We start from the raw sequence: 19,242 nt of genomic DNA on the forward strand, positions 1-19,242 counted from the left end.
ATGTCGATTTACGATAACCTATCATAAATTGTACTTTTGAAAAGTAACTATTACAAGCCATCGGTGTAATCAAAAAACAATCGGTGTAATCACAACATACTATGAAAAAACTCTTCCTGCTGGATGGCATGGCTTTGATATACCGGGCGCATTTTGCGCTCAGCAAAAACCCGCGGTTTACATCTGGCGGACTGAATACCTCGGCGGTAATGGGCTTTACAAATACCCTGCTTGATGTACTGCGCAAAGAAAAGCCTACCCACATGGCCGTAGTGTTTGATACTGATGCCCCTACTGAACGCCATACCGAGTTTGAAGCGTACAAAGCGCACCGCGAGGCTATGCCCGAAGATCTGTCAAAAGCGCTGCCTTATGTTATAAAAGTGGTGTTGGGTTTCAATATTCCTGTTATTACCGCCGACGGCTACGAGGCCGACGATATTATCGGTACACTGGCTAAAAAAGCCGAATTGCAGGGATACAAGGTGTATTGTATGACACCTGATAAAGATTTTGCCCAATTAGTGAGCGATAACATCTTTATATACAAACCCGCGCGTATGGGTAACGATATGGAGATTTTAGGCGTGAAGGAAGTACTGGCCAAATGGGAAGTGGAACGTGTGGAGCAGGTGATAGATATTTTAGGCCTTTGGGGCGATTCTGTCGACAACATCCCAGGCATTCCGGGCGTAGGTGAAAAAACCGCTAAGACGCTTATTAAGCAATACGGTTCTGTTGAGAACATTATAGCGAACAGTCACGAGCTGAAAGGTAAGTTAAAAGAGAATGTTGAAACATATGCCCAGCAGGGATTACTTTCTAAAAAGCTGGCTACTATAAACCTTGACGCGCCTGTTGAACTGGATGAGGCCGGCCTGGAAATTTGCGCGCCAAGTAAGGATTTGCTCGAGCCGCTTTTTGCCGAACTGGAGTTCCGTACGCTGGGCAAACGCGTATTTGGCGACGAGTACAGCATTACTGAAATGCGCGCGGCATCGGTACAAACCGATCTGTTTGGCAACCCGGTTAACGCGGGCTATACCAGCCTGACAGTTGATATTCAGGATATAAAAGAACCTGAAACACCTGTTGAAGCCAAAAACATCAATAATACGCCACACGAGTATTACCTGGCCGATACATTTGAAAAACGAGCCGAACTTATAGCGTTACTAAAACAGCAAAAAGACATTTGCTTTGATACCGAAACCACTGGTACCGATGCCAATCATTGTGAGCTGGTAGGCTTGTCGTTCGCCATTAAACCCGGGGAAGCCTGGTATGTACCGGTTCCGCATAACGAGCAGGAAGCAAAAATCGTAGTTTCAGAATTTAAGCCGGTGCTCGAAGATGAAAGCATCAGCAAAAGTGGGCAGAATGTAAAGTTCGATATCATGATACTAAAGTGGTATGATGTGGAAGTAAAAGGCTGCCTGTTTGATACCATGCTGGCGCACTACGTGCTCGACCCGGATACGCGGCATAACATGGATATCCTTGCTGAAAACTATCTTGGATATACCCCTGTTTCTATTACCTCCCTTATCGGTCCGAAAGGTAAAAACCAGGGTAACATGCGTGATGTCGAGATAGAGAAAATTAAAGACTACGCTGCCGAGGACGCCGACATTACCCTGCAGCTTAAGCAGGTTTTCGAGCCAAAACTAAAACAGGCCGAAGCCGAAAAGCTGATAAACGAGATAGAGCATCCGTTGATATATGTACTGGCTGATATGGAATGCGTTGGTGTTAAGATCGACGAGAACGCACTAAAGGAATTTTCAAAAGAATTAACTGGCGATCTTGCCAAGCTTGAGGCTGTGGTGTATGAAAAGGCGGGCGTTCGTTTTAACATTTCATCGCCAAAACAATTGGGCGAAGTACTCTTCGAAAAACTTCAGCTCGACCCTAAAGCAAAAAAAACAAAGACAGGCCAGTACCAAACCGGTGAGGATGTACTGCTGTCACTTTCGGTAAAAAGCGATATTGTACGCGATATACTTGATTTCCGTCAGTTGCTTAAACTAAAATCAACCTATGTTGACGCGCTGCCGCAAATGATCAACCCCAAAACAGGTCGTGTGCATACCTCGTACAACCAGGCGGTGGCTGCAACTGGTAGGTTAAGTTCGCAAAATCCTAACCTGCAAAACATCCCTATCCGTACCGATAAAGGCCGCGAAGTTCGCCGGGCGTTTATTCCGCGTGATTATGAGCACACGCTTATCTCTGCCGATTACTCGCAGATAGAACTGCGTATTATTGCCGAGATCAGTAAGGATGAAAACATGATGCAGGCTTTCCTGAACAACATTGACATCCACACTGCAACCGCAGCAAACGTGTATGGCGTATCTGTCGACCAGGTTGACAGTACACAACGCCGCAACGCTAAGGCGGTGAACTTCGGAATTATTTATGGCCAGTCGGCCTTTGGTTTATCCCAAAACCTGGGCATACCGCGTAAAGAAGCTGCCGAAATAATTGAGCAATATTTTATTCAATTTCCGGGTATAAAAAAATACATGGCCGATACCATGAACTTTGCACGAGAAAACGGTTATGTTAATACACTGATGGGCCGCAGGCGCTACCTAAGAGACATTAATTCAGCCAACGCAACGGTACGCGGCTTTGCCGAGCGAAACGCCATCAATGCCCCAATACAGGGCTCGGCAGCGGATATGATCAAGATCGCCATGATCAATATTCACCGTGAATTAAAAGCACAAAAACTTGCCGGGCAAATGACCATGCAGGTGCATGACGAGCTGGTGTTCGATGTGCCCACCGGCGAGGTAGAAGCAGTGAAGCCGATCATTATGGAACATATGAAAAATGCCATAAAAACCGAGGTGCCTATAATTGTTGAAATAGGTACAGGAACAAACTGGCTGGAAGCGCATTAATAATTTTTTATCATGACAACCGACAAACTCTACGACATGTATCTTAAACACCCGGTTATCAGCACCGATACCCGGCGCATTACACCCGGCAGTTTGTTTTTTGCCCTTAAGGGAGATAAGTTTGATGCCAATACGTTTGCTGCACAAGCCATAGCAGCAGGTGCTGCTTACGCAGTTATTGATAATGCCCAATATAAGGTCGGTGAGGAGTATATTCTTGTTGATGATGTGCTTACGGCTCTGCAAGACCTTGCACGTTATCATCGCAAGCAACTGCAAATACCAGTTGTTGGCTTAACCGGCACAAACGGCAAAACCACCACAAAAGAGTTAATAAATGCCGTACTATCACAGCATTTTAAAACCCAGGCTACGCAAGGGAACCTTAATAACCATATTGGCGTTCCGTTAACTATACTTACTATTGATAGCACGCACCAGGCGGCTGTGATAGAAATGGGCGCCAATCATCAAAAGGAAATAGAGTTCCTCAGCAGCATTGCAAATCCTTCGCTTGGACTGATTACTAATGTAGGGAAAGCGCATCTTGAAGGTTTCGGCGGCGTTGAAGGCGTTAAAAAAGGCAAAGGCGAACTGTACGACTATCTTGCAGCCCGCCATCACGAAGGCAGCGTTGTTTTTGTAAACAGTGATGATGCTACGCTAATGCAAATGGCAGCAAGCCGTTCATTTAAACATGCTATTTATTACGGTACGCAAAACAAGGATAATTTGATCTCTGGCCGCCTGATTGAAAATTCGCCGCATTTAATACTTGAGTGGTGGCAGCGTGGCTCAACCATAAAACATACGGTAAAATCTCAACTGACGGGCGTTTATAACCTTGATAATATTTTAGCCGCAATTGCCATAGGCACACATCTTGGGCTTACCCCGGCTGAAATTTGCAAAGGCATAGAAGGTTATCAGCCTAAAAATAACCGGTCACAAATTGTACAAACGGCCACTAATACGCTTATATGTGATTACTACAATGCTAATCCAAGCAGTATGGCTGTTGCTATTGATAACATAGACAAGATTACTGCTGATAAAAAAGTACTGATACTTGGTGATATGTTTGAAATGGGTGATGAAGCGGCAACCGAACATAAAGCTATTATTGAAAAAGCTTTAAGCATTAATGCCGAAACGATATTCGTTGGTAAAGAATTTTATCAGCAAGCCCCGCAGCCCCTTAAAGCGGGAGCTTTTTATAAGACCACCGAAGATGCTATTTCAGCATTACAGGCAAATCCTGTTAAGAATGCTACTGTACTAATAAAAGGTTCGCGCGGTATGGCATTAGAAAAGTTGGTAGAGTTGTTTTAAACAAAAAACGCGCAGGCTTTTAGCCATGCGCGTCCCCCTCAGTAGTTCAGGTTTTTATTCTAAACTATTTGCTTTTCAATTGGTGTAAATTAGCTTTCAGTTCTTCAATTTCTGCCTGCTGCTCTTTAATAGCGCCTACAAGCAGCGGAATCAATTTTTCGTAATCAACGTTGCTGGTGTTCACTGTGCGGTAATTGTTCTTACCTGCAGGCAGCCATTTTGTCTCGGTTGATATAACACCCGGCAAAAACTGCTTTACATCTTCGGCTATAAAGCCGTATTGTTTGCCTTGAGGCAGATTAAGCTGTTTAAACTTGTTAGTATTAAACTCAAAAACTACCGGATCGAGCTGTGTGATTGCGCTAAGTGCTCTTGTTACAGGCGTGGTATTTACTTTAAGTTCTTTTTCGTTTAGCTGTTGCGCGTTTGCGCCTTGTATATTAAAATATAAAATGGCAATTGCTAAAGCAATAGTGGTTTTAAGAAAGTTCATGATGTATAAATTTAAAATTTAACCATAACGCGTACCATTGCTTATGCATTGGTGTCCGCAATACTAAAAATGCTAAAATTATACAGCAGGGTTTGGCGGCGGAGTAGGCACCGAAGGGAAATAAGCCAATGGATTATTTGCTACATTATCAGCATAAGTAAGCGGCTGGCAGTACAGGTAAGGCTCGGGCATATCCAGGCTATTTTCAAAAAGCCAGTATTCCTTAACCGACTCTTTACTTTCATTGGCAGTCCTTGCATCATCATCCTGCTGGTCATCCATCAGTGCTTCAGTAAGATGTTTACCATTGGCCATTAGCGAAAGCACAGAAACGCCTGTCTTCTCCAATATTGCAAGTATAAAAAAGCAAACAAGTATGTATTTTAGAAAAGCGTTTTTAAGCATCGTTGCCAATGATTTTACTATGCAAACATAACAATTTTCCTTTATTCTTAAAAGGAATACATGATGAAAATGTTTGATTTATATTACCTGTGTTATAAAAAAATACTTAAAAGTATTAAACACTATCGATATTACATGATAATAGGAGAACAAATTCAAAAGTATATTACCATGGAAACCTGAACCAAAATTTAGTGACATGGAAGAGCTGCATATGCACATTCTTAGAATGTGTTTGTAAACTAATATTAGCTTTGCCGCATGAATAAATTGATTGCCTCAATTTTTGGCATAGGATATATCAAGGGCGGTGGCACTATAGCTGCCGCTGTTACATCAATCATAATATACTTTTTGTGGAAATACCCTATTTGGCAGCACCCCTTACCATTTACATTGCTTGGCATTGCCATTACACTAATAGGTGTTTACGTAGGCAACAAAGTTGAGCCTTTTTGGGGTAAAGACAGTTACCGTGTTGTTATTGATGAAGTGGCCGGCATGTGGGTAACCATGATTTTAGCACCGGCTAACTGGCATTTTTTAGTTGCTGGATTCGTGCTATTCCGTTTGTTTGATATTTGGAAACCGCTTTATATTAAACGCACCGAAGCACTGCCGGGCGGCTGGGGCGTAATGATGGATGATGTGGTAGCGGGCATATACGCAAACGTTGTTTTGCAACTAATAATATTTACTGGCATAATCGGCTAAGCGGTAAAAATTCAATTACAAATCGCTTGTTTACATTTATCTAACTGCAAATAATTTAAAACCAAACAACTATACCGTAGCTTTATAACATGAAGAACAAACTTATCTACCAAACAATGAAACTGTTTTTTGCACCTGCGGTACTGTTATCGGCAATTATACTTTTGTCGTGCAGTTCAAACGATAGCCATAATATAAAAGATCCTGTAGGCCCGTCTGCCGATACCACAGCTACCGGCACAACTGAAATTACTGCACAAACTATATATAGTGACCTGAGCAACCCATGGGGAATGGTGTGGCTGCCGGACGGTCGCCTGCTGGTTACTGAGCGTGCTGGTGAGATACTGGTGTTTAAGGATGATAAGTTTACCGGCCAAAAACTTACAGGTGTGCCAAAGGTATTTAACCATGGCCAGGGAGGCTTAATGGATATCAAGTTACACCCTGATTATGCCACTAATGGCTGGATATACATTACCTACTCAAAACCGGTTGAAGGCGGCGCAACTACAGCCGTAGCCCGTTTCAAATTGAACGGAACCACTATCACTAACCTGACTGATATTTTTACCGCGAAGCCATACCTTACTGCCGATTTTCATTTTGGCAGCCGCGTAGTTTTTGATAAAGATAAATACCTGTTTGTAAGCGTAGGCGAACGCGGCACCCAACCAAAAGTTCAGCAACTTGATAACGACCATGGCAAAATACACCGCCTGAATGACGATGGAAGCATACCTTCAGGTAACCCGTTTGAAAATACGGCAGGTGCACACAAATCGATCTGGACTTTAGGTCACCGCAACCCGCAAGGCTTGGTTTATGATGCCGAGAATAACCGCATCTGGGAAGTTGAACACGGCCCGAAAGGCGGCGACGAGCTTAACCTGATTGAAAAGGGTAAAAACTACGGCTGGCCGAAAACATCATACGGTATTAACTACGATGGAACCGTGCTTACGCCAAATAAGGAATTGCCGGGCATTGAAAATCCTAAGCACCATTGGGTACCTTCAATTGCCACCTGCGGTTTATCAATAGTTACCAGCGATAAATATCCCGGCTGGAAGGGCAACCTGCTGGTAGGCGCGTTGGCGCTGATGCATATTAACCGCATTACGCTTGACGGCACAAACTATAAATCAGAAGAAAGGCTGCTGCAGAACAAAGGCCGCTTTAGGTACATAGCTCAAAGCCCTGATGGTTACCTGTATGCCATAAGCGAAGGCCCCGGCGCCTTGCTAAAGCTGATACCTTCAAAATAAAACAAAAAGCCCTGCGATTGCGGGGCTTTTTGTTTTACTATTCAATTACCTGCTGCGCTATTTCGCTAATCACTTTATCGAGCGCGGTGTTGAGTGCCTCAGGGTTTTCAAGCATTGGGTAGTGTGAGGTGCCTTCTATCTCAACCAGTTTAAAACCGTTTGTGGTGTGCTGCTCAAGTGCGCCGATGTTGGTAGGGATGTTGTTAACATTTATAAGATGCAGCTTTAGCTCTAATTTGGGTAGTAACTCAGCCTCCTGCTTGTACATCTCAAATATCTCGGGCGTGGTGGCTTGGCCTAAAGGCTGATAGGCGCCTCTATAATCATGTATTACCCTGTCGGTGATTTCAGCAGGTGTAGCTTCTGATACCAATACCATACGGGCATACTGTTCGTTGGTGTCGGCGAAATTTGTTTTCAGATTTTCCAGTATCTCACTCACTTTGCCCTGATGCTCTTCGGCTATAGGCGTGCCAGCGTTTTTAAATGTATCCACACCGATGATGCCGATAAACGGGTCGGGGTAGCTTGTTGCGGCCATTAGCGCCAGGTCGCCACCCAGTGAGTGGCCAATCAATATCACATTGCTATAGTTAAGGAATTTTACCAGCGCCGTCACATCGTCGGCAAGACCGCGTACTGTCCAGTCCTCCCGCTCGTGGCCCGATTTACCATGACCTGCCAGATCCATTGTGACTACCCGGTAACGCGGCTCAAAATATTTTACCTGCGCATCCCAGTAAGTTTGATCGATGTACGAGCCATGGATGAAAAACAGCGTTACTTCGCCATTGCCGTAAACGTTATAATTGATGGTAGTACCCGGATTAATTGGTTTGCTCATAGGATTTTGAGATATATAACAAACAACTACTAAGGCGGGATTTGTGTTTGGATTTTCGTAAACATCAGGTGTTGACGTCAACATCGTCACCACTTGAAAATCGGGCAGCAAATTACTTAATTACCTGAATGTCGAAGTTACTTCGGTCGGTACTTCGACTCATTCAACACTTTTTGCGCATCCTTTTCGGCCATTAGCTGCGGCAGGGTAATATCAGGGTGTTTTCCCATGTATGCACGTACTATCTGCCAGCCTGTCCAAACAGCAAGCTTCGGCGCCGACTCGTTATGCTCGCCAAGCCCCGGAGTAAAAGGCGCTTCGTTAAGGTAGGTTTGTATCTTCATGTAATCGCTGTTGTACAGCAGTTCTTCTTCTAAAAAGAAAGCCCATATGTCTGATCTGAAATCTTCACACCACTTCAGTTGAGCAGTGGTGTAGCCTATCTTCGTTGAATCGGGCATATCAGGCAATACCTTATCCATAAAGTACATGATCTTACCGTTGTACACCATTTTTGCCAGCAAGGTTTTGTCGTTATCATCCTCAGGGAACATGTCCTCCCGGGCAATGGCCTCAACCACTCGCGGCGCTATATTATCAGGCGTAAAACGACGTGAAATGTAATGCGGAAAATTCTGCACCAAGGCTGGATAAAATTTTGAATCGGCACCCAAAAACATATCAAGTCCAACGGCTACATACCCGTCGCCAATAGATGTCTGCGCCTGGAAGCCCGAAAAGTAGGCGTAAACCTTGGGCAGCTGCTTTTGCGGGAAATAATATTTGATGTATTTAAACGCCTGGGTTAACTCTTCGTTCTGCTTGTCAACATCAGGATAAACCGAATCCACCTCATGTTTCAGGTCGGCATAAGCCTTACCGGCAAATACCTGCCTAAGCGTATTAAAATAAGCGGTATCGGCTGTGTTGCCTGCGGTTAAAATGCGCTCAATATAGTCGGTATAAAAGCTGCCGTATTTGTTTTGCATGTTAGCAGCTTGCTGCTGCATGGGTTTTTTTGTACGCAGCAAATCAAAATCGCAGTCGAAGCGTTGAATATTTACAGTGAGGTTGATATTGCTTAAGTCGGGCTTTTTGTTATTGCCGCAGGCGGTTAGCAGTATCCCGGTAATAAAAATTAAATAAAATTGCTTTGCTTTGTTACAGGCAGCCATGCTGTAAATTTATAAATAACAACCAACTAATATGAAAATTGCTTTAGCCCAGCTTAACTATCACATAGGGAATTTCGACTCTAACACGGCTAAAATTATTGATGCTATTAATAAAGCTAAACAAAACGGCGCCGACCTTGTGGTATTTGCCGAACTGGCAGTATGCGGTTACCCGGCCCGTGATTTTTTAGAATTTAAAGAATTTATAGGATTATGTGAAGAAGCTGCAGGCAAAATAGCTGAAGCTTGTACCGATATCGCATGTATTATAGGCCTGCCAACCGTTAACAGCAAGCCCGAAGGAAAAGACCTGAATAACTCGGCCTACTTTATAAGCGAAGGCAAAGTGCAGGCACGTGTTGATAAGGCGCTGCTGCCAAATTATGATGTATTTGATGAGTACCGCTATTTTGAACCGTCAACCGAGTTTAAGTGCATCGACTTTAAAGGTCACCGCATAGCGCTTACCATTTGTGAGGACTTATGGAACGACATTGAAAATCCGCTGTACATAACCCGGCCAATGGATACGCTGATTGAGCAGCAACCCGATGTGATGATCAATATAGCGGCGTCACCATTCGCTTATAACCATGATGAAGAGCGGATAGATATTTTGCGCGATAATGCCGAACGTTACAAGCTGCCGTTATTTTATGTAAACCAGGTGGGCGCGCAAACCGAACTGATTTTTGACGGCGGATCGCTGGTGTTTGACAGTAAGGGCGAACTGCTTGACGAGATGCCTTATTTTGAAGAGAATATTTCATACTATACCCTGAATGATGATTCGACGGTAACGTTTGAGCATGAAAAACGGATAAAGCCTAACCGCGCAAGCGACATTGAACAAATATACCAGGGGCTGATTTTAGGTATACGCGATTACTTTTATAAGTCAGGGTTTACCCGTGCTACGCTCGGCCTATCGGGTGGTATAGATTCGGCGGTGGTGTGCGCGCTGGCTGCCGAGGCGCTTGGGCCTGAAAATGTGCTGGCGGTGCTGCTGCCCTCAAAATTCTCAACCGACCATTCGCTGAAAGATGCTATGGATTTGGTAGAAGCTTTAGGTTGCAAACATGAAACCGTAGCAATAAAGGATATAACCGACGCGGTTGAAACCGCTTTGCATCCGCAGTTTAAAGGCCTACCATTTAATATTGCTGAAGAAAATATACAATCGCGCAGCAGGGCTGTTGTATTAATGGCTATTTGTAATAAATTTGGTTATATATTACTAAATACCTCAAATAAAAGTGAAGCGGCGGTAGGTTACGGTACACTTTACGGTGATATGTGCGGCGGAATATCTGTTATTGGAGATGTTTATAAAACTCAGGTTTTTGAGCTGGCGCGATACATTAACCGTGAGCGGGAGATCATCCCTGAAAACACCATTGTTAAACCACCTTCGGCCGAGTTAAGGCCTGATCAGAAGGATACCGATTCGCTGCCCGAATATGATATTTTAGACAGGATACTGGCTGAATACCTGGAAAACAGGTGTTCGTCATCAGAAATCATTCAAATGGGATACGAAGAGGCAACTGTACGTAAGGTGATAAAGCTGGTGAACATTGCCGAGCATAAACGTTATCAAACGCCGCCTATTTTGCGGGTATCGCCAAAGGCGTTTGGCATGGGTAGGCGTATGCCGATAGTAGGTAAATATTTATCTTAAAAAATAATTAAACTGCTGTTAAACCTTTTTAGGTTACAGAAGGTCTAACACAAAAAAGAGGGAGATAAAAGACGATGAAAAGAGCAATTTATGCAGGCCTGGTGTTGTTTATCTTGTCGGGCTTAACTGCCTGCTCAAACTACAAGTACTACACTGCGGCTAAAAACAAAACTAATTTAAGCACGTATCGCACCTTCGGATGGGTTGAAACACCAAAACCAACCAATAATCCGAAAAAGATATATGCAAATGATATTGCCGATGAAAACATTAAGGATGCCGCAACAGCGGCGCTTACTGCCAAAGGCTTAACCCAATCGTCAGAGCCCGACCTGCTGGTTAATTATACCACTATGACAGGTCGTGGATACCGTACCAACTACTATGGCGCCGGTTACGGTGGCTTTGGCTGGGGCGGCTGGGGATACGGCTTGGGCTGGTACCGCCCATGGTTTTATGGCGGCTGGGGTTACGGCGGTGCATGGGGTGGCTACCCTGTACGTGAGCAATTCCGCGAAGGCACAGTGATTATCGATCTGATTGACCGCAAAACCGGTAAAATGGTATGGCGCGGCTACGGTGTCGGCGAGGTTCGTAATCCGCAAAAGGCAATCAATGACCTGCCTAAAGTGGTAACCGGTATTATTGAAAAGCTGGAGCTTACCCCGCAAAGTAAATCGTAAAAGCAAAAATCGATTAAAAGTGGCAACCGGCAAGCTGAAAAGCGGCCGGTTGCTTTTGTTTATAGCAGTGAGTTGCTATATCTTTTCCCCTTGTTTACGCAAGTACCAATAGGACAGTACTGAAAGGCATATCAGGCCCAGCATAAAGCCGCCCAGTACATCGGTAAACCAATGTGCACCAAGATATACGCGCGAAAAGGGTACGATGAAAATCATCAGCAGTGAAACACTACTTATGCTTAAGCGCAGCCATGCAGGCAGCGTTTTCAGGGTGTACATTAACACTACCATAAAGCCAAAAAACACTACATAAAATTGCGTATGTCCGCTGGGGAAACTTTGCTGACGGGTTTTTTCTAAAACGCTAACAATATCCTGCGAAGGGCGAGGGCGGTTCACCAGCAGTTTCACGGCAGAACTGACAATACCAGAGGCCAGTGTAAGCACAACAAACAGCGCTTCTTTACGGTATTTAAATATTAAAAAAACACCCGCAATTACAGCTGCCATAACTCCCGCATACTCGGTATATCCCGGATAGCTAACGGCTTTCATTAAAACATCAAGCGCCGGATAACGATGCGCCTGCACGTTTGCTGAAAAGCTTCTGTCGATACTGCTTTCTGGAAACAGCAGTACAAGTATTGATAACACAATAAACCCTATTGCGATTACTGCAATAGTTGTGATAAGTATCTTTTTACGCCGGTGCTGCATTTGCTAAAAATGCAATATCAAACTGTAAAAGACAAATAAGACCCCCGGTTACGACAGATACATCAGGCTTTTATTACTGCAAGGCTTAGTTGAAGTTTTGCTTTCAAGCTTTGAGCGGTGCTGTGGTTTATTTTCGCGGTCTTGCCCGCCCGGACTTGATGTTTGGGCGTATAAGCCACCGGCAACTGTAAGGCTAAGGAGAATAATTCTTTTCATTGGACAGGTTTTTAGTTAAAAGACGTAATAAAAACATGATCGTTACAACTGAGAAGCTAAAAGGTGATTTTCGCACATTTTGGTCACTGATTGTAATGATTGGAGAATTGATAGGAAAAAGTTGGCATTTTGAACAAGGAACGAGAGAAATCTTCTATAAACGGCTTACTAACGCATATCCAACAAGATTTCTCCCCCCGGTCGAAATGACATTTACCTAAAAAAGAAAAAGTCAGATACCTCGCGTATCTGACTTCTTTTAATTAACTATTAACTGACCAAATATTTTTAACGACAAAACTATCTGGTTACAACAAACATAATAAGATGGAAAGCGCTGTTATATGTGAAAATCACCTAAACAGAACCGTGCTTTCATCTTCGATGCTATGTTAACATATCAATAATCGTTTTGTTTAATATTAGGGTTGGTGTTTATTTCGGCCTGAGGTATAGGTAGCTGGAACAGCGGATCATTAGCCGGCAATGTTGCCGCCTCATCCGGAACCGGGATACCTGAACCATCGGCGCGGTCGCCAAATTCGCTTCGCTCAATTGGCAAACCAAGGCGTTTCAAATCAAAGAAACGTGATCCTTCAAATGCCAGTTCCAGGCGGCGCTGTAAAAGTATGGCGTTATACAACGCTGTACCTGTTTCGGTGCCGTCAGTAAACTCAGCATAACGGTTGCTTCGCAGTGTGTTAAGGTCTGCAAGCGCGGCTGCATCGTTGTCCAACTGATAGTATGCTTCAGCACGGTTCAAATACACCTCACCCATGCGTATCACTTTAATATCTACCACATCAGCATCACCAACCGGACGGCCGTTGTACTTATACACATAATTATAATCGATGCCGTTAAAGTTGGTTTGCGCTATGTATGCATCTTTACGCACATCATCATCGCTAAACAACTGGAAGAAAGCATAGTCGACACTGTATTCAGGCAATACACCTTCAGGTGTTCCTTGCTTGTAGCCTACGCCAATCGGATCGTCATCGGCATCAAGGTTGCGTATTTTAAACAGCACATCCCTTTCGGTTTCATCTGTCCATATAGACGGAAACTCATCAATTGTTGCCAACGCGTTTGAAGCCGGGGCATCATCAATAGCGGCAGTAGCCATGTCAACACAGTTTTGCCATTGTTCCATATACAAATAAACACGTGACAGTAATCCCTCCGCAGCAGCCTTATGTATGCGGCCCGGCCCGTTATTTGAGCCAAGCAATTGTATTGCCTGTACGAAATCAGTTACCACAAACCCGTAAGCCTGTTTCAGCGGCGTGCGCGATGGCTGGGCGTTAAAGTCAACGGTGGTTACATATGGTACGCCAAGGTCGGCATCGCTGGCTGATCCATAAGCCTTAGCATATACCCGCAATAAATCGAAATGCGCCAGTGCCCTTATAGCTAAGGCCTCGCCATGTACGTTGTCTTTAAAATCGCCATCGGGCAGGTTATCAATATTAGCCAGTATAAAGTTGGTACGCAGTATTGCCCGGTAAGCATTTCCCCATAGTTGCCACGTATCGGTACTTACATAGTTATAGGTGTAAAACTTCAGCTGCGAGTGGCGGCCCTGCTGGTTAAGCACCAGGTTATCAGACAGCACATCGGGGGTACTGGTCATGGCGTCGTTATCCTGACCGCCGTAATATGACAGGCCGCGTAGTGAAGAATACGCGCCGCGAATGGCATTGGTAAAATCATCAGGCGTTATAAAGGCGTCTTCAGACGGGATACCATCATGCGGATCCTGATCTATTTCTTTTTTGCATCCGTTTGCTGCTAAAAACAACAATATTAATGCGTATAAATATGTCTTTTTCATCATTTTTTCTTTAATAGTCAATTAAAAGGTCAGGTTAACGCCAAAGGTGAACTGCCTTGTTGTAGGATACGCAAACAGCGTAGCCTGACCCGGGATAGTAGTAGTAAAACTTTCCTCGCTACCTATACCCACTTCCGGATCGCCGAAGAAATTGTTCGGGTTGATGGTTAGCAGGTTTTGCCCGGTTACAAAGAAGCGCAGGTTGCGCACATGGTACTTTTGGGTAATGGCCGATGGAATGGTGTATCCCAGTGTTACGTTACGCAGTCTGATGTATGATGCTTTTTGCAGATAATAATCAGTATCGTATGTAAAGTTATTCGGGTCGGGTTTTGGCAGTACATTGGTGTCGCCTGGTTGTTTCCAATAGTTAAGCGCTTCCTGTGCCTGCGGATAGTACACCTGGTCGCCCCATGATACCAGTATCTCTTTATTATAGTTAAAGATGTACTGGCCAAGGGTATAGGTAAAGTCGGCTGAAAACTCAAATCCTTTGTAATTCAGGTTAGTGCCGAAACCACCAAAAAATTTAGGGTTAGGACTTTTGCCTTCTAAAATAACAGCATCATCTCCTGAGTATTCTTCGGTTATTTCGCCGTCTTTGGTATAAAACTGCGCCGCGCCTGTTTCAGGGTTAACGCCGGCATAACGCACTAATTTAAAAGTATTAATGGCATAACCTGGTTTAACAGTACCTAATTGGTTTAGATCAGCAATTTCGGTAGCGCCATTGTACAGCTCGGTTATTTTGTTGCGGTTATAGTTCAGGTTACCGTAAACAGACCAGCGCAGATCTTTACTGCGAATGATCTCGCCGTTAAGCGATATATCTATACCGCTGTTGTTCATTGCACCAACGTTTTTAATAACCGATGCAAAACCGGTTGTTTGTGATACAGGTACGTTCAGCAGCAATGCTGTAGTATTTTCATTATAATAATCAAACGTACCGCTGATACGCGAATTGAACAGTTCAAAATCGATACCCACGTCACGTTTCAGCTTTTTCTCCCAGGTAAGGTCGGGGTTTGGTATTTGCGCCGGGAATGCTGTTAGCAGGTTGTTGTAGGTACCAAACCGGTACAAACTTAACGACTGGTAGTTGCCCAAGCCGCTGAAGTTACCCGCTGTACCAACCGAGCCGCGTAGTTTTAAAGCGTTAACCCAGGTAAGCGGTTTCATAAATTCCTCGTTAGTAAGCACCCATGATAAGCTTGCCGAGTAGAAGTTGCCATAGCGGTTATTGCGCCCGAACCTTGACGAACCATCGCGGCGGAAGCTACCGGTAACATAGTATTTGTTTTTATAGTTATAATCAAGCTCACCCAGCAACGAAGCGATGGTCCAGATAGATTGTGAGGTAGTATTAGTACCGGTGTTGGCAGCACCGTTATCCTGAGTGCTAACATAATCGCTTAACACAAAGCCTTTCTTTTCGAGGCCGTAGCTATCAAGCTGATCTTTTTGAAACTCCTGTACAGCCAGAATGTTAAAATGGTGATCGGTATTCAGGTCAAATTTGTATATCGCCTTGTTTATCCAATCATAGGCAAATTCCGTAGAGCCATTATCAACCTTTGAGCCGGGCGCCGTAGGGTCGCCAATGTACTGGTCAAGTATAGAGCCGGGTCTTATAAACGCAGCACGTTTGTAATCATCATAAGTTAAACCTATTGATGATGATACATTCAATCCTTTTATCGGGTGAAAATCAAGCGTGGTGATATTATACCCGCTAAGGAAACGCTGCGTTTCAGGGTTTTCTTTAAGTGCTTCGAGTATCGGAAATCCCTGCACCGTAAGGTTATAAGTACCATCGGGATTGTACACAGGCTCATAGCTGTTATAACCATAAATAGCATAAAAAGGGTTTTGAGCGTTATAAACGTCACGCAGTTCATTGGTTTTTTTATGACCAAGACTCATATTGTTGCTTAACGAAAGCCATGGCTTTATCTGTGTGCTCAGGTTCACTTTGCCGGTATAACGTTTATAGTCTGACCCTACAACTATACCGTCCACATCAAACATCTGGAACGATACATAATAATTGGTCTTATTCTCATGTCCGCTTACTGATAACTGGTGCTGACGGATTTTACCGGTTCGCAATATATCATTCAGCCAGTTGTGCGATTGGCGTATCAAAGCATCCCACACTGTTTGACGCTGCGCATCAGTTATATTAAAAAGATCAGCACCATCCGGGAAGTTGTTTTGACCCAGATAGCTGGTTATCTCGGCATTTTCATAACCCAAATCATATTCATACTGCAGCTTTTGCGCAGTGGTCATCAGTTTAAAGTTATCGGGTATCTTGGCGTTTGTACCGTACTGGAAGGTGTAGGCAATTTCAGGCTTATCTTTACCGGCGCCGGTTTTGGTAGTGATCACTATTACACCGTTTGATCCGCGTGCTCCGTATAGCGATACCGCTGCCGCGTCTTTTAATACCGATACATTTTCAATATCGTTGGCGTTTATGGTGGTATAAAACTGTGGTGCTACGTCATCCGGTACTTGTAGTCCGTCAACCACCAGTAACGGTTGCTGACCAGCGTTTATAGAGCCCACACCACGTATGCGTATGTAAGCGTTACCGCCCGGCCGGCCGTTTTCGCTGGTTATTTGTACACCGGCAGCTTTACCCTGTAGTAAATTATCAATGCTGGGTACAGGTCTGTCGGCAACTTCACGGCCTTGTACAGTTGATATGGCCGATGATACATCGGTACGCATTTTGGTTTGATAACCGGTTACTACCACTTCGGCCAGCTGGCGTGTATCGTCAGTTAAAGTAGCGTTTATGGTAGTTTGGCCGGCAACAGGGATTTCTGTAGATTGATATCCTAAGTAGCTGAACACTAAAACCGATGTTTCTGCCGGTACTGCCAGGTTATAGTGTCCGTTGGCATCTGTTTGTGTACCGGCGGTTGTGCCCTTAACTGTTACAGATACGCCGGGCAGGGGCAGCCCGTCGGTTTTACCGGTAACCGTACCGGAAACCGTTTTGCTTTGCGCCTTAGCTGCCGAAACGGCAAAAAGGCCAAGCAATAAAATTGAGAGTAATTTTAATTTCATATACTTTTTATGTGGTCAATTAATACTAAAGCAAAAGCCCATTTGGGGCTGTCAATAATTCATAACGGGGTTGTTAAGTAGGATGATCTTTCTGCATATACCAATTGTTTTGTGCGCAGGTGGCGGGGGCTGCACAGATGTAAATTCACAATGAAGCAAACGTTAAGTGTAATTTTAGCGAAAGCATAGCCGGGCGAATATGCGGCAATCACCATTATGCTAATTTTCGCATATCGGCGCAGGTTTGTGGCAATAAACTGACTATTGGGTAATAAAAAAGGCGGTAATAATACCGCCTCCGTTAATTAGGAATGTAATATAGTTAAGCCGTTTGGCGGTATTTTAAAGGCGTTACCTTATAGTGTGTGCGAAACAGCCTGATGAATGAGCTTGGGCATTCAAAGCCTACCATGCTTACTACCTCGTTTATTGGATAACGGGTAGTTTTTAACAATAATTGCGCACGCTGTAAACGCAGTTGAACCAAAAATTGGTGTGGGGTAACGTTAAAAGCCTGCTTAAAAGTGCGCAGCAAATGATTTACAGAAAGGCATGCATGCGCGGCAAGTTCTTCCAAGCTAATATTTTTGTTATAGTAGCTATACAAGTATTCCTTTGCCAGGTTAAGTCGCCTTAAAATTTCAACCCTCGTGCTGTTATTTAAAAAGCTAAGCCGTTCGGCCTTTTTAAATATCTCGTCGTTATAAATACGATAATAATTAATAAGGCAGTGGTGCAGGTATTCGTTTATCAGCAGCTCGTCCTGTGTGTTGTTATCAAGGTGGTGTTTAAGATGGAAAATGTTATATCTGATATCGCCTTTAAAAGGATAAATGGTTTCGTTAAATTCCCTTTCCTGCTTTTGAATCAGGTCGGGCTGGCTTAACAGGTTTTCGTGCTTGTGCATCCAGCAGTTTTTAAAATCGTCCAGAAACTTTTGATCGAAGTTTATGGAGAATGACCGTGCCGGATCATTTGATGCCACGCTGCTGGCATACTGCGTGCCTTTGTTCAGGATAAGGAACGAATCGGGGTGGATATACAGCTGGCGTTTGCCAAGCTGATAATTCTCACTCCCGCTCATTACAAACCGGATGTTAAAATCGGCCGAGCATTGCAGATCGTGCTGCCGTGTGTTAATGCGGCTGTAGATCTTGTTATTATTACGAAGGGTCAAAGCGTAGTCCATAGGTAGTGTACTTACAATTCGTTATAATTTCTTTCTTCAAGCAGCACAAATTTGTTTCCGCACGGATCGCTAAACTCGGCTACCAGGCCAATAGGCTGGTATTCGGGTTCGGTATCAAATTGCACACCCGCGGTACGTAACCGATAATGATCGTTCAGGCAATCATCGGTGTTTAAAATAATACAGCCTTTAGTGTCGGTGTGCGGGTTGTGTTTTGAAATGGCAAGTAAAACGTCGTAATCTCCTGTTTCGAGTAGTGTACATTCAGCATCTTCGTAAAAAAGAACATTGTCGGCTACCTTAAAGCCCAGCTTTTCTGTGTAGAACTTTAGCTGTTCTTCAAAATCGCCTGCATAAACAGGAACATATTTCAACTTCATTTCAGTTACCATACCGGCTAATTGTGCTTGTTGCCCGGAAACAGCAGAGTTACTTTAAAGTAAAAACGTTAACTGGGATATTCCGGTGGGTTAATTGCTCAGAAGCCGGTCAGTAAAATGAACTTCCGATATTCCAAATTTAGATGATAGAAAAGGGCCAAGTATCCCCCGAAGTGGGGGATTTATGAGATTAATTTATGGTTAAGAGGGAACGGGTAGACATACGCAATCAGCGAAGTGCCACATCGACTAGGTACGAAGAGATATCTTCTGCAAGCAATATGAACTAATATGCATGTCATAGAAGATTTCTCT

At 43.9% G+C, this 19,242-nt stretch carries 16 protein-coding genes; 6 read left to right on the plus strand and 10 right to left on the minus strand.

Going from position 1 to position 19,242, the window contains the following annotated elements:
* Positions 1-101 precede the first annotated feature (101 nt).
* Positions 102-2,912 (plus strand): DNA polymerase I, encoded by a 2,811-nt coding sequence (gene polA / locus EOD41_RS04470; protein WP_127703602.1) that lies wholly within the window; start codon positions 102-104, stop codon positions 2,910-2,912.
* Positions 2,913-2,924: 12 nt separating this feature from the next.
* Positions 2,925-4,244 carry a UDP-N-acetylmuramoyl-tripeptide--D-alanyl-D-alanine ligase gene (locus EOD41_RS04475; RefSeq protein WP_127703603.1) on the plus strand — a complete coding sequence of 440 codons (1,320 nt, stop codon included), beginning with the start codon at positions 2,925-2,927 and terminating at the stop codon, positions 4,242-4,244.
* Between the two features lie 64 nt (positions 4,245-4,308).
* Here EOD41_RS04475 and EOD41_RS04480 read toward each other — a convergent pair whose 3' ends face one another.
* Together EOD41_RS04480 and EOD41_RS04485 are read right to left on the minus strand one after the other, a co-directional pair.
* Entirely contained in the window at positions 4,309-4,737 is a 429-nt protein-coding gene (locus EOD41_RS04480; protein ID WP_127703604.1) for a tail fiber domain-containing protein, read from the minus strand.
* 78 nt (positions 4,738-4,815) lie between these two features.
* Positions 4,816-5,142, minus strand: a complete 327-nt coding sequence (locus tag EOD41_RS04485; RefSeq protein ID WP_127703605.1) for a hypothetical protein — start codon at positions 5,140-5,142, stop codon at positions 4,816-4,818.
* Positions 5,143-5,403: 261 nt separating this feature from the next.
* Between EOD41_RS04485 and EOD41_RS04490 the strand changes: the two genes are divergently transcribed.
* Entirely contained in the window at positions 5,404-5,856 is a 453-nt protein-coding gene (locus EOD41_RS04490; protein WP_127703606.1) for a phosphatidylglycerophosphatase A family protein, read from the plus strand.
* Positions 5,857-5,945: 89 nt separating this feature from the next.
* The gene (locus tag EOD41_RS04495; RefSeq protein WP_205780498.1) at positions 5,946-7,124 is read left to right on the plus strand and encodes a PQQ-dependent sugar dehydrogenase; all 1,179 of its coding nucleotides are present in this window, start codon (positions 5,946-5,948) and stop codon (positions 7,122-7,124) included.
* Positions 7,125-7,161: 37 nt separating this feature from the next.
* Here EOD41_RS04495 and EOD41_RS04500 read toward each other — a convergent pair whose 3' ends face one another.
* Both EOD41_RS04500 and gldB read right to left on the minus strand, forming a co-directional pair.
* Positions 7,162-7,968 (minus strand): alpha/beta fold hydrolase, encoded by an 807-nt coding sequence (locus EOD41_RS04500; protein ID WP_127703607.1) that lies wholly within the window; start codon positions 7,966-7,968, stop codon positions 7,162-7,164.
* Positions 7,969-8,105: 137 nt separating this feature from the next.
* On the minus strand, positions 8,106-9,143 hold the full coding sequence (gene gldB / locus EOD41_RS04505) for a gliding motility lipoprotein GldB (RefSeq protein ID WP_127703608.1): 1,038 nt from the start codon (positions 9,141-9,143) through the stop codon (positions 8,106-8,108).
* A 31-nt stretch (positions 9,144-9,174) separates the two neighbouring features.
* Between gldB and EOD41_RS04510 the strand changes: the two genes are divergently transcribed.
* Together EOD41_RS04510 and EOD41_RS04515 are read left to right on the plus strand one after the other, a co-directional pair.
* On the plus strand, positions 9,175-10,824 hold the full coding sequence (locus EOD41_RS04510) for an NAD+ synthase (RefSeq protein WP_127703609.1): 1,650 nt from the start codon (positions 9,175-9,177) through the stop codon (positions 10,822-10,824).
* A 74-nt stretch (positions 10,825-10,898) separates the two neighbouring features.
* Positions 10,899-11,507 (plus strand): DUF4136 domain-containing protein, encoded by a 609-nt coding sequence (locus EOD41_RS04515; protein ID WP_127703610.1) that lies wholly within the window; start codon positions 10,899-10,901, stop codon positions 11,505-11,507.
* 75 nt (positions 11,508-11,582) lie between these two features.
* Here the strand turns inward: EOD41_RS04515 and EOD41_RS04520 are convergent, their stop codons facing one another.
* The 6 genes from EOD41_RS04520 to EOD41_RS04540 all read right to left on the minus strand — a co-directional run bounded on the left by EOD41_RS04520 (position 11,583) and on the right by EOD41_RS04540 (position 18,939).
* Positions 11,583-12,224, minus strand: coding sequence for a phosphatase PAP2 family protein (locus tag EOD41_RS04520; RefSeq protein WP_127703611.1), 642 nt, complete (start codon positions 12,222-12,224; stop codon positions 11,583-11,585).
* Positions 12,225-12,272: 48 nt separating this feature from the next.
* Positions 12,273-12,440 (minus strand): hypothetical protein, encoded by a 168-nt coding sequence (locus EOD41_RS20655; RefSeq protein WP_164849884.1) that lies wholly within the window; start codon positions 12,438-12,440, stop codon positions 12,273-12,275.
* A 400-nt stretch (positions 12,441-12,840) separates the two neighbouring features.
* A complete protein-coding gene (locus tag EOD41_RS04525; RefSeq protein WP_127703612.1) occupies positions 12,841-14,280 on the minus strand; it encodes a RagB/SusD family nutrient uptake outer membrane protein in 1,440 nt (479 codons plus the stop codon).
* Positions 14,281-14,298: 18 nt separating this feature from the next.
* A complete protein-coding gene (locus EOD41_RS04530) occupies positions 14,299-17,358 on the minus strand; it encodes a SusC/RagA family TonB-linked outer membrane protein (protein ID WP_127703613.1) in 3,060 nt (1,019 codons plus the stop codon).
* 322 nt (positions 17,359-17,680) lie between these two features.
* Positions 17,681-18,547 (minus strand): helix-turn-helix transcriptional regulator, encoded by an 867-nt coding sequence (locus EOD41_RS04535; RefSeq protein ID WP_127703614.1) that lies wholly within the window; start codon positions 18,545-18,547, stop codon positions 17,681-17,683.
* Between the two features lie 11 nt (positions 18,548-18,558).
* A complete protein-coding gene (locus EOD41_RS04540) occupies positions 18,559-18,939 on the minus strand; it encodes a VOC family protein (protein WP_127703615.1) in 381 nt (126 codons plus the stop codon).
* Positions 18,940-19,242: the final 303 nt, after the last annotated feature.

Origin of the sequence: Mucilaginibacter limnophilus, from assembly GCF_004005815.1 — a bacterium.
In the GTDB taxonomy this organism is placed as follows: Bacteria; Bacteroidota; Bacteroidia; order Sphingobacteriales; family Sphingobacteriaceae; genus Mucilaginibacter; species Mucilaginibacter limnophilus.

Coding starts and splice junctions, on each gene's coding strand:
- polA (WP_127703602.1), top strand. CDS start 102: ATGAAAAAACTCTTCCTGCTGGATGGCATGGCTTTGATATACCGGGCG.
- EOD41_RS04475 (WP_127703603.1), top strand. CDS start 2,925: ATGACAACCGACAAACTCTACGACATGTATCTTAAACACCCGGTTATC.
- EOD41_RS04480 (WP_127703604.1), bottom strand. CDS start 4,737: ATGAACTTTCTTAAAACCACTATTGCTTTAGCAATTGCCATTTTATAT.
- EOD41_RS04485 (WP_127703605.1), bottom strand. CDS start 5,142: ATGCTTAAAAACGCTTTTCTAAAATACATACTTGTTTGCTTTTTTATA.
- EOD41_RS04490 (WP_127703606.1), top strand. CDS start 5,404: ATGAATAAATTGATTGCCTCAATTTTTGGCATAGGATATATCAAGGGC.
- EOD41_RS04495 (WP_205780498.1), top strand. CDS start 5,946: ATGAAGAACAAACTTATCTACCAAACAATGAAACTGTTTTTTGCACCT.
- EOD41_RS04500 (WP_127703607.1), bottom strand. CDS start 7,968: ATGAGCAAACCAATTAATCCGGGTACTACCATCAATTATAACGTTTAC.
- gldB (WP_127703608.1), bottom strand. CDS start 9,143: ATGGCTGCCTGTAACAAAGCAAAGCAATTTTATTTAATTTTTATTACC.
- EOD41_RS04510 (WP_127703609.1), top strand. CDS start 9,175: ATGAAAATTGCTTTAGCCCAGCTTAACTATCACATAGGGAATTTCGAC.
- EOD41_RS04515 (WP_127703610.1), top strand. CDS start 10,899: ATGAAAAGAGCAATTTATGCAGGCCTGGTGTTGTTTATCTTGTCGGGC.
- EOD41_RS04520 (WP_127703611.1), bottom strand. CDS start 12,224: ATGCAGCACCGGCGTAAAAAGATACTTATCACAACTATTGCAGTAATC.
- EOD41_RS20655 (WP_164849884.1), bottom strand. CDS start 12,440: ATGAAAAGAATTATTCTCCTTAGCCTTACAGTTGCCGGTGGCTTATAC.
- EOD41_RS04525 (WP_127703612.1), bottom strand. CDS start 14,280: ATGATGAAAAAGACATATTTATACGCATTAATATTGTTGTTTTTAGCA.
- EOD41_RS04530 (WP_127703613.1), bottom strand. CDS start 17,358: ATGAAATTAAAATTACTCTCAATTTTATTGCTTGGCCTTTTTGCCGTT.
- EOD41_RS04535 (WP_127703614.1), bottom strand. CDS start 18,547: ATGGACTACGCTTTGACCCTTCGTAATAATAACAAGATCTACAGCCGC.
- EOD41_RS04540 (WP_127703615.1), bottom strand. CDS start 18,939: ATGGTAACTGAAATGAAGTTGAAATATGTTCCTGTTTATGCAGGCGAT.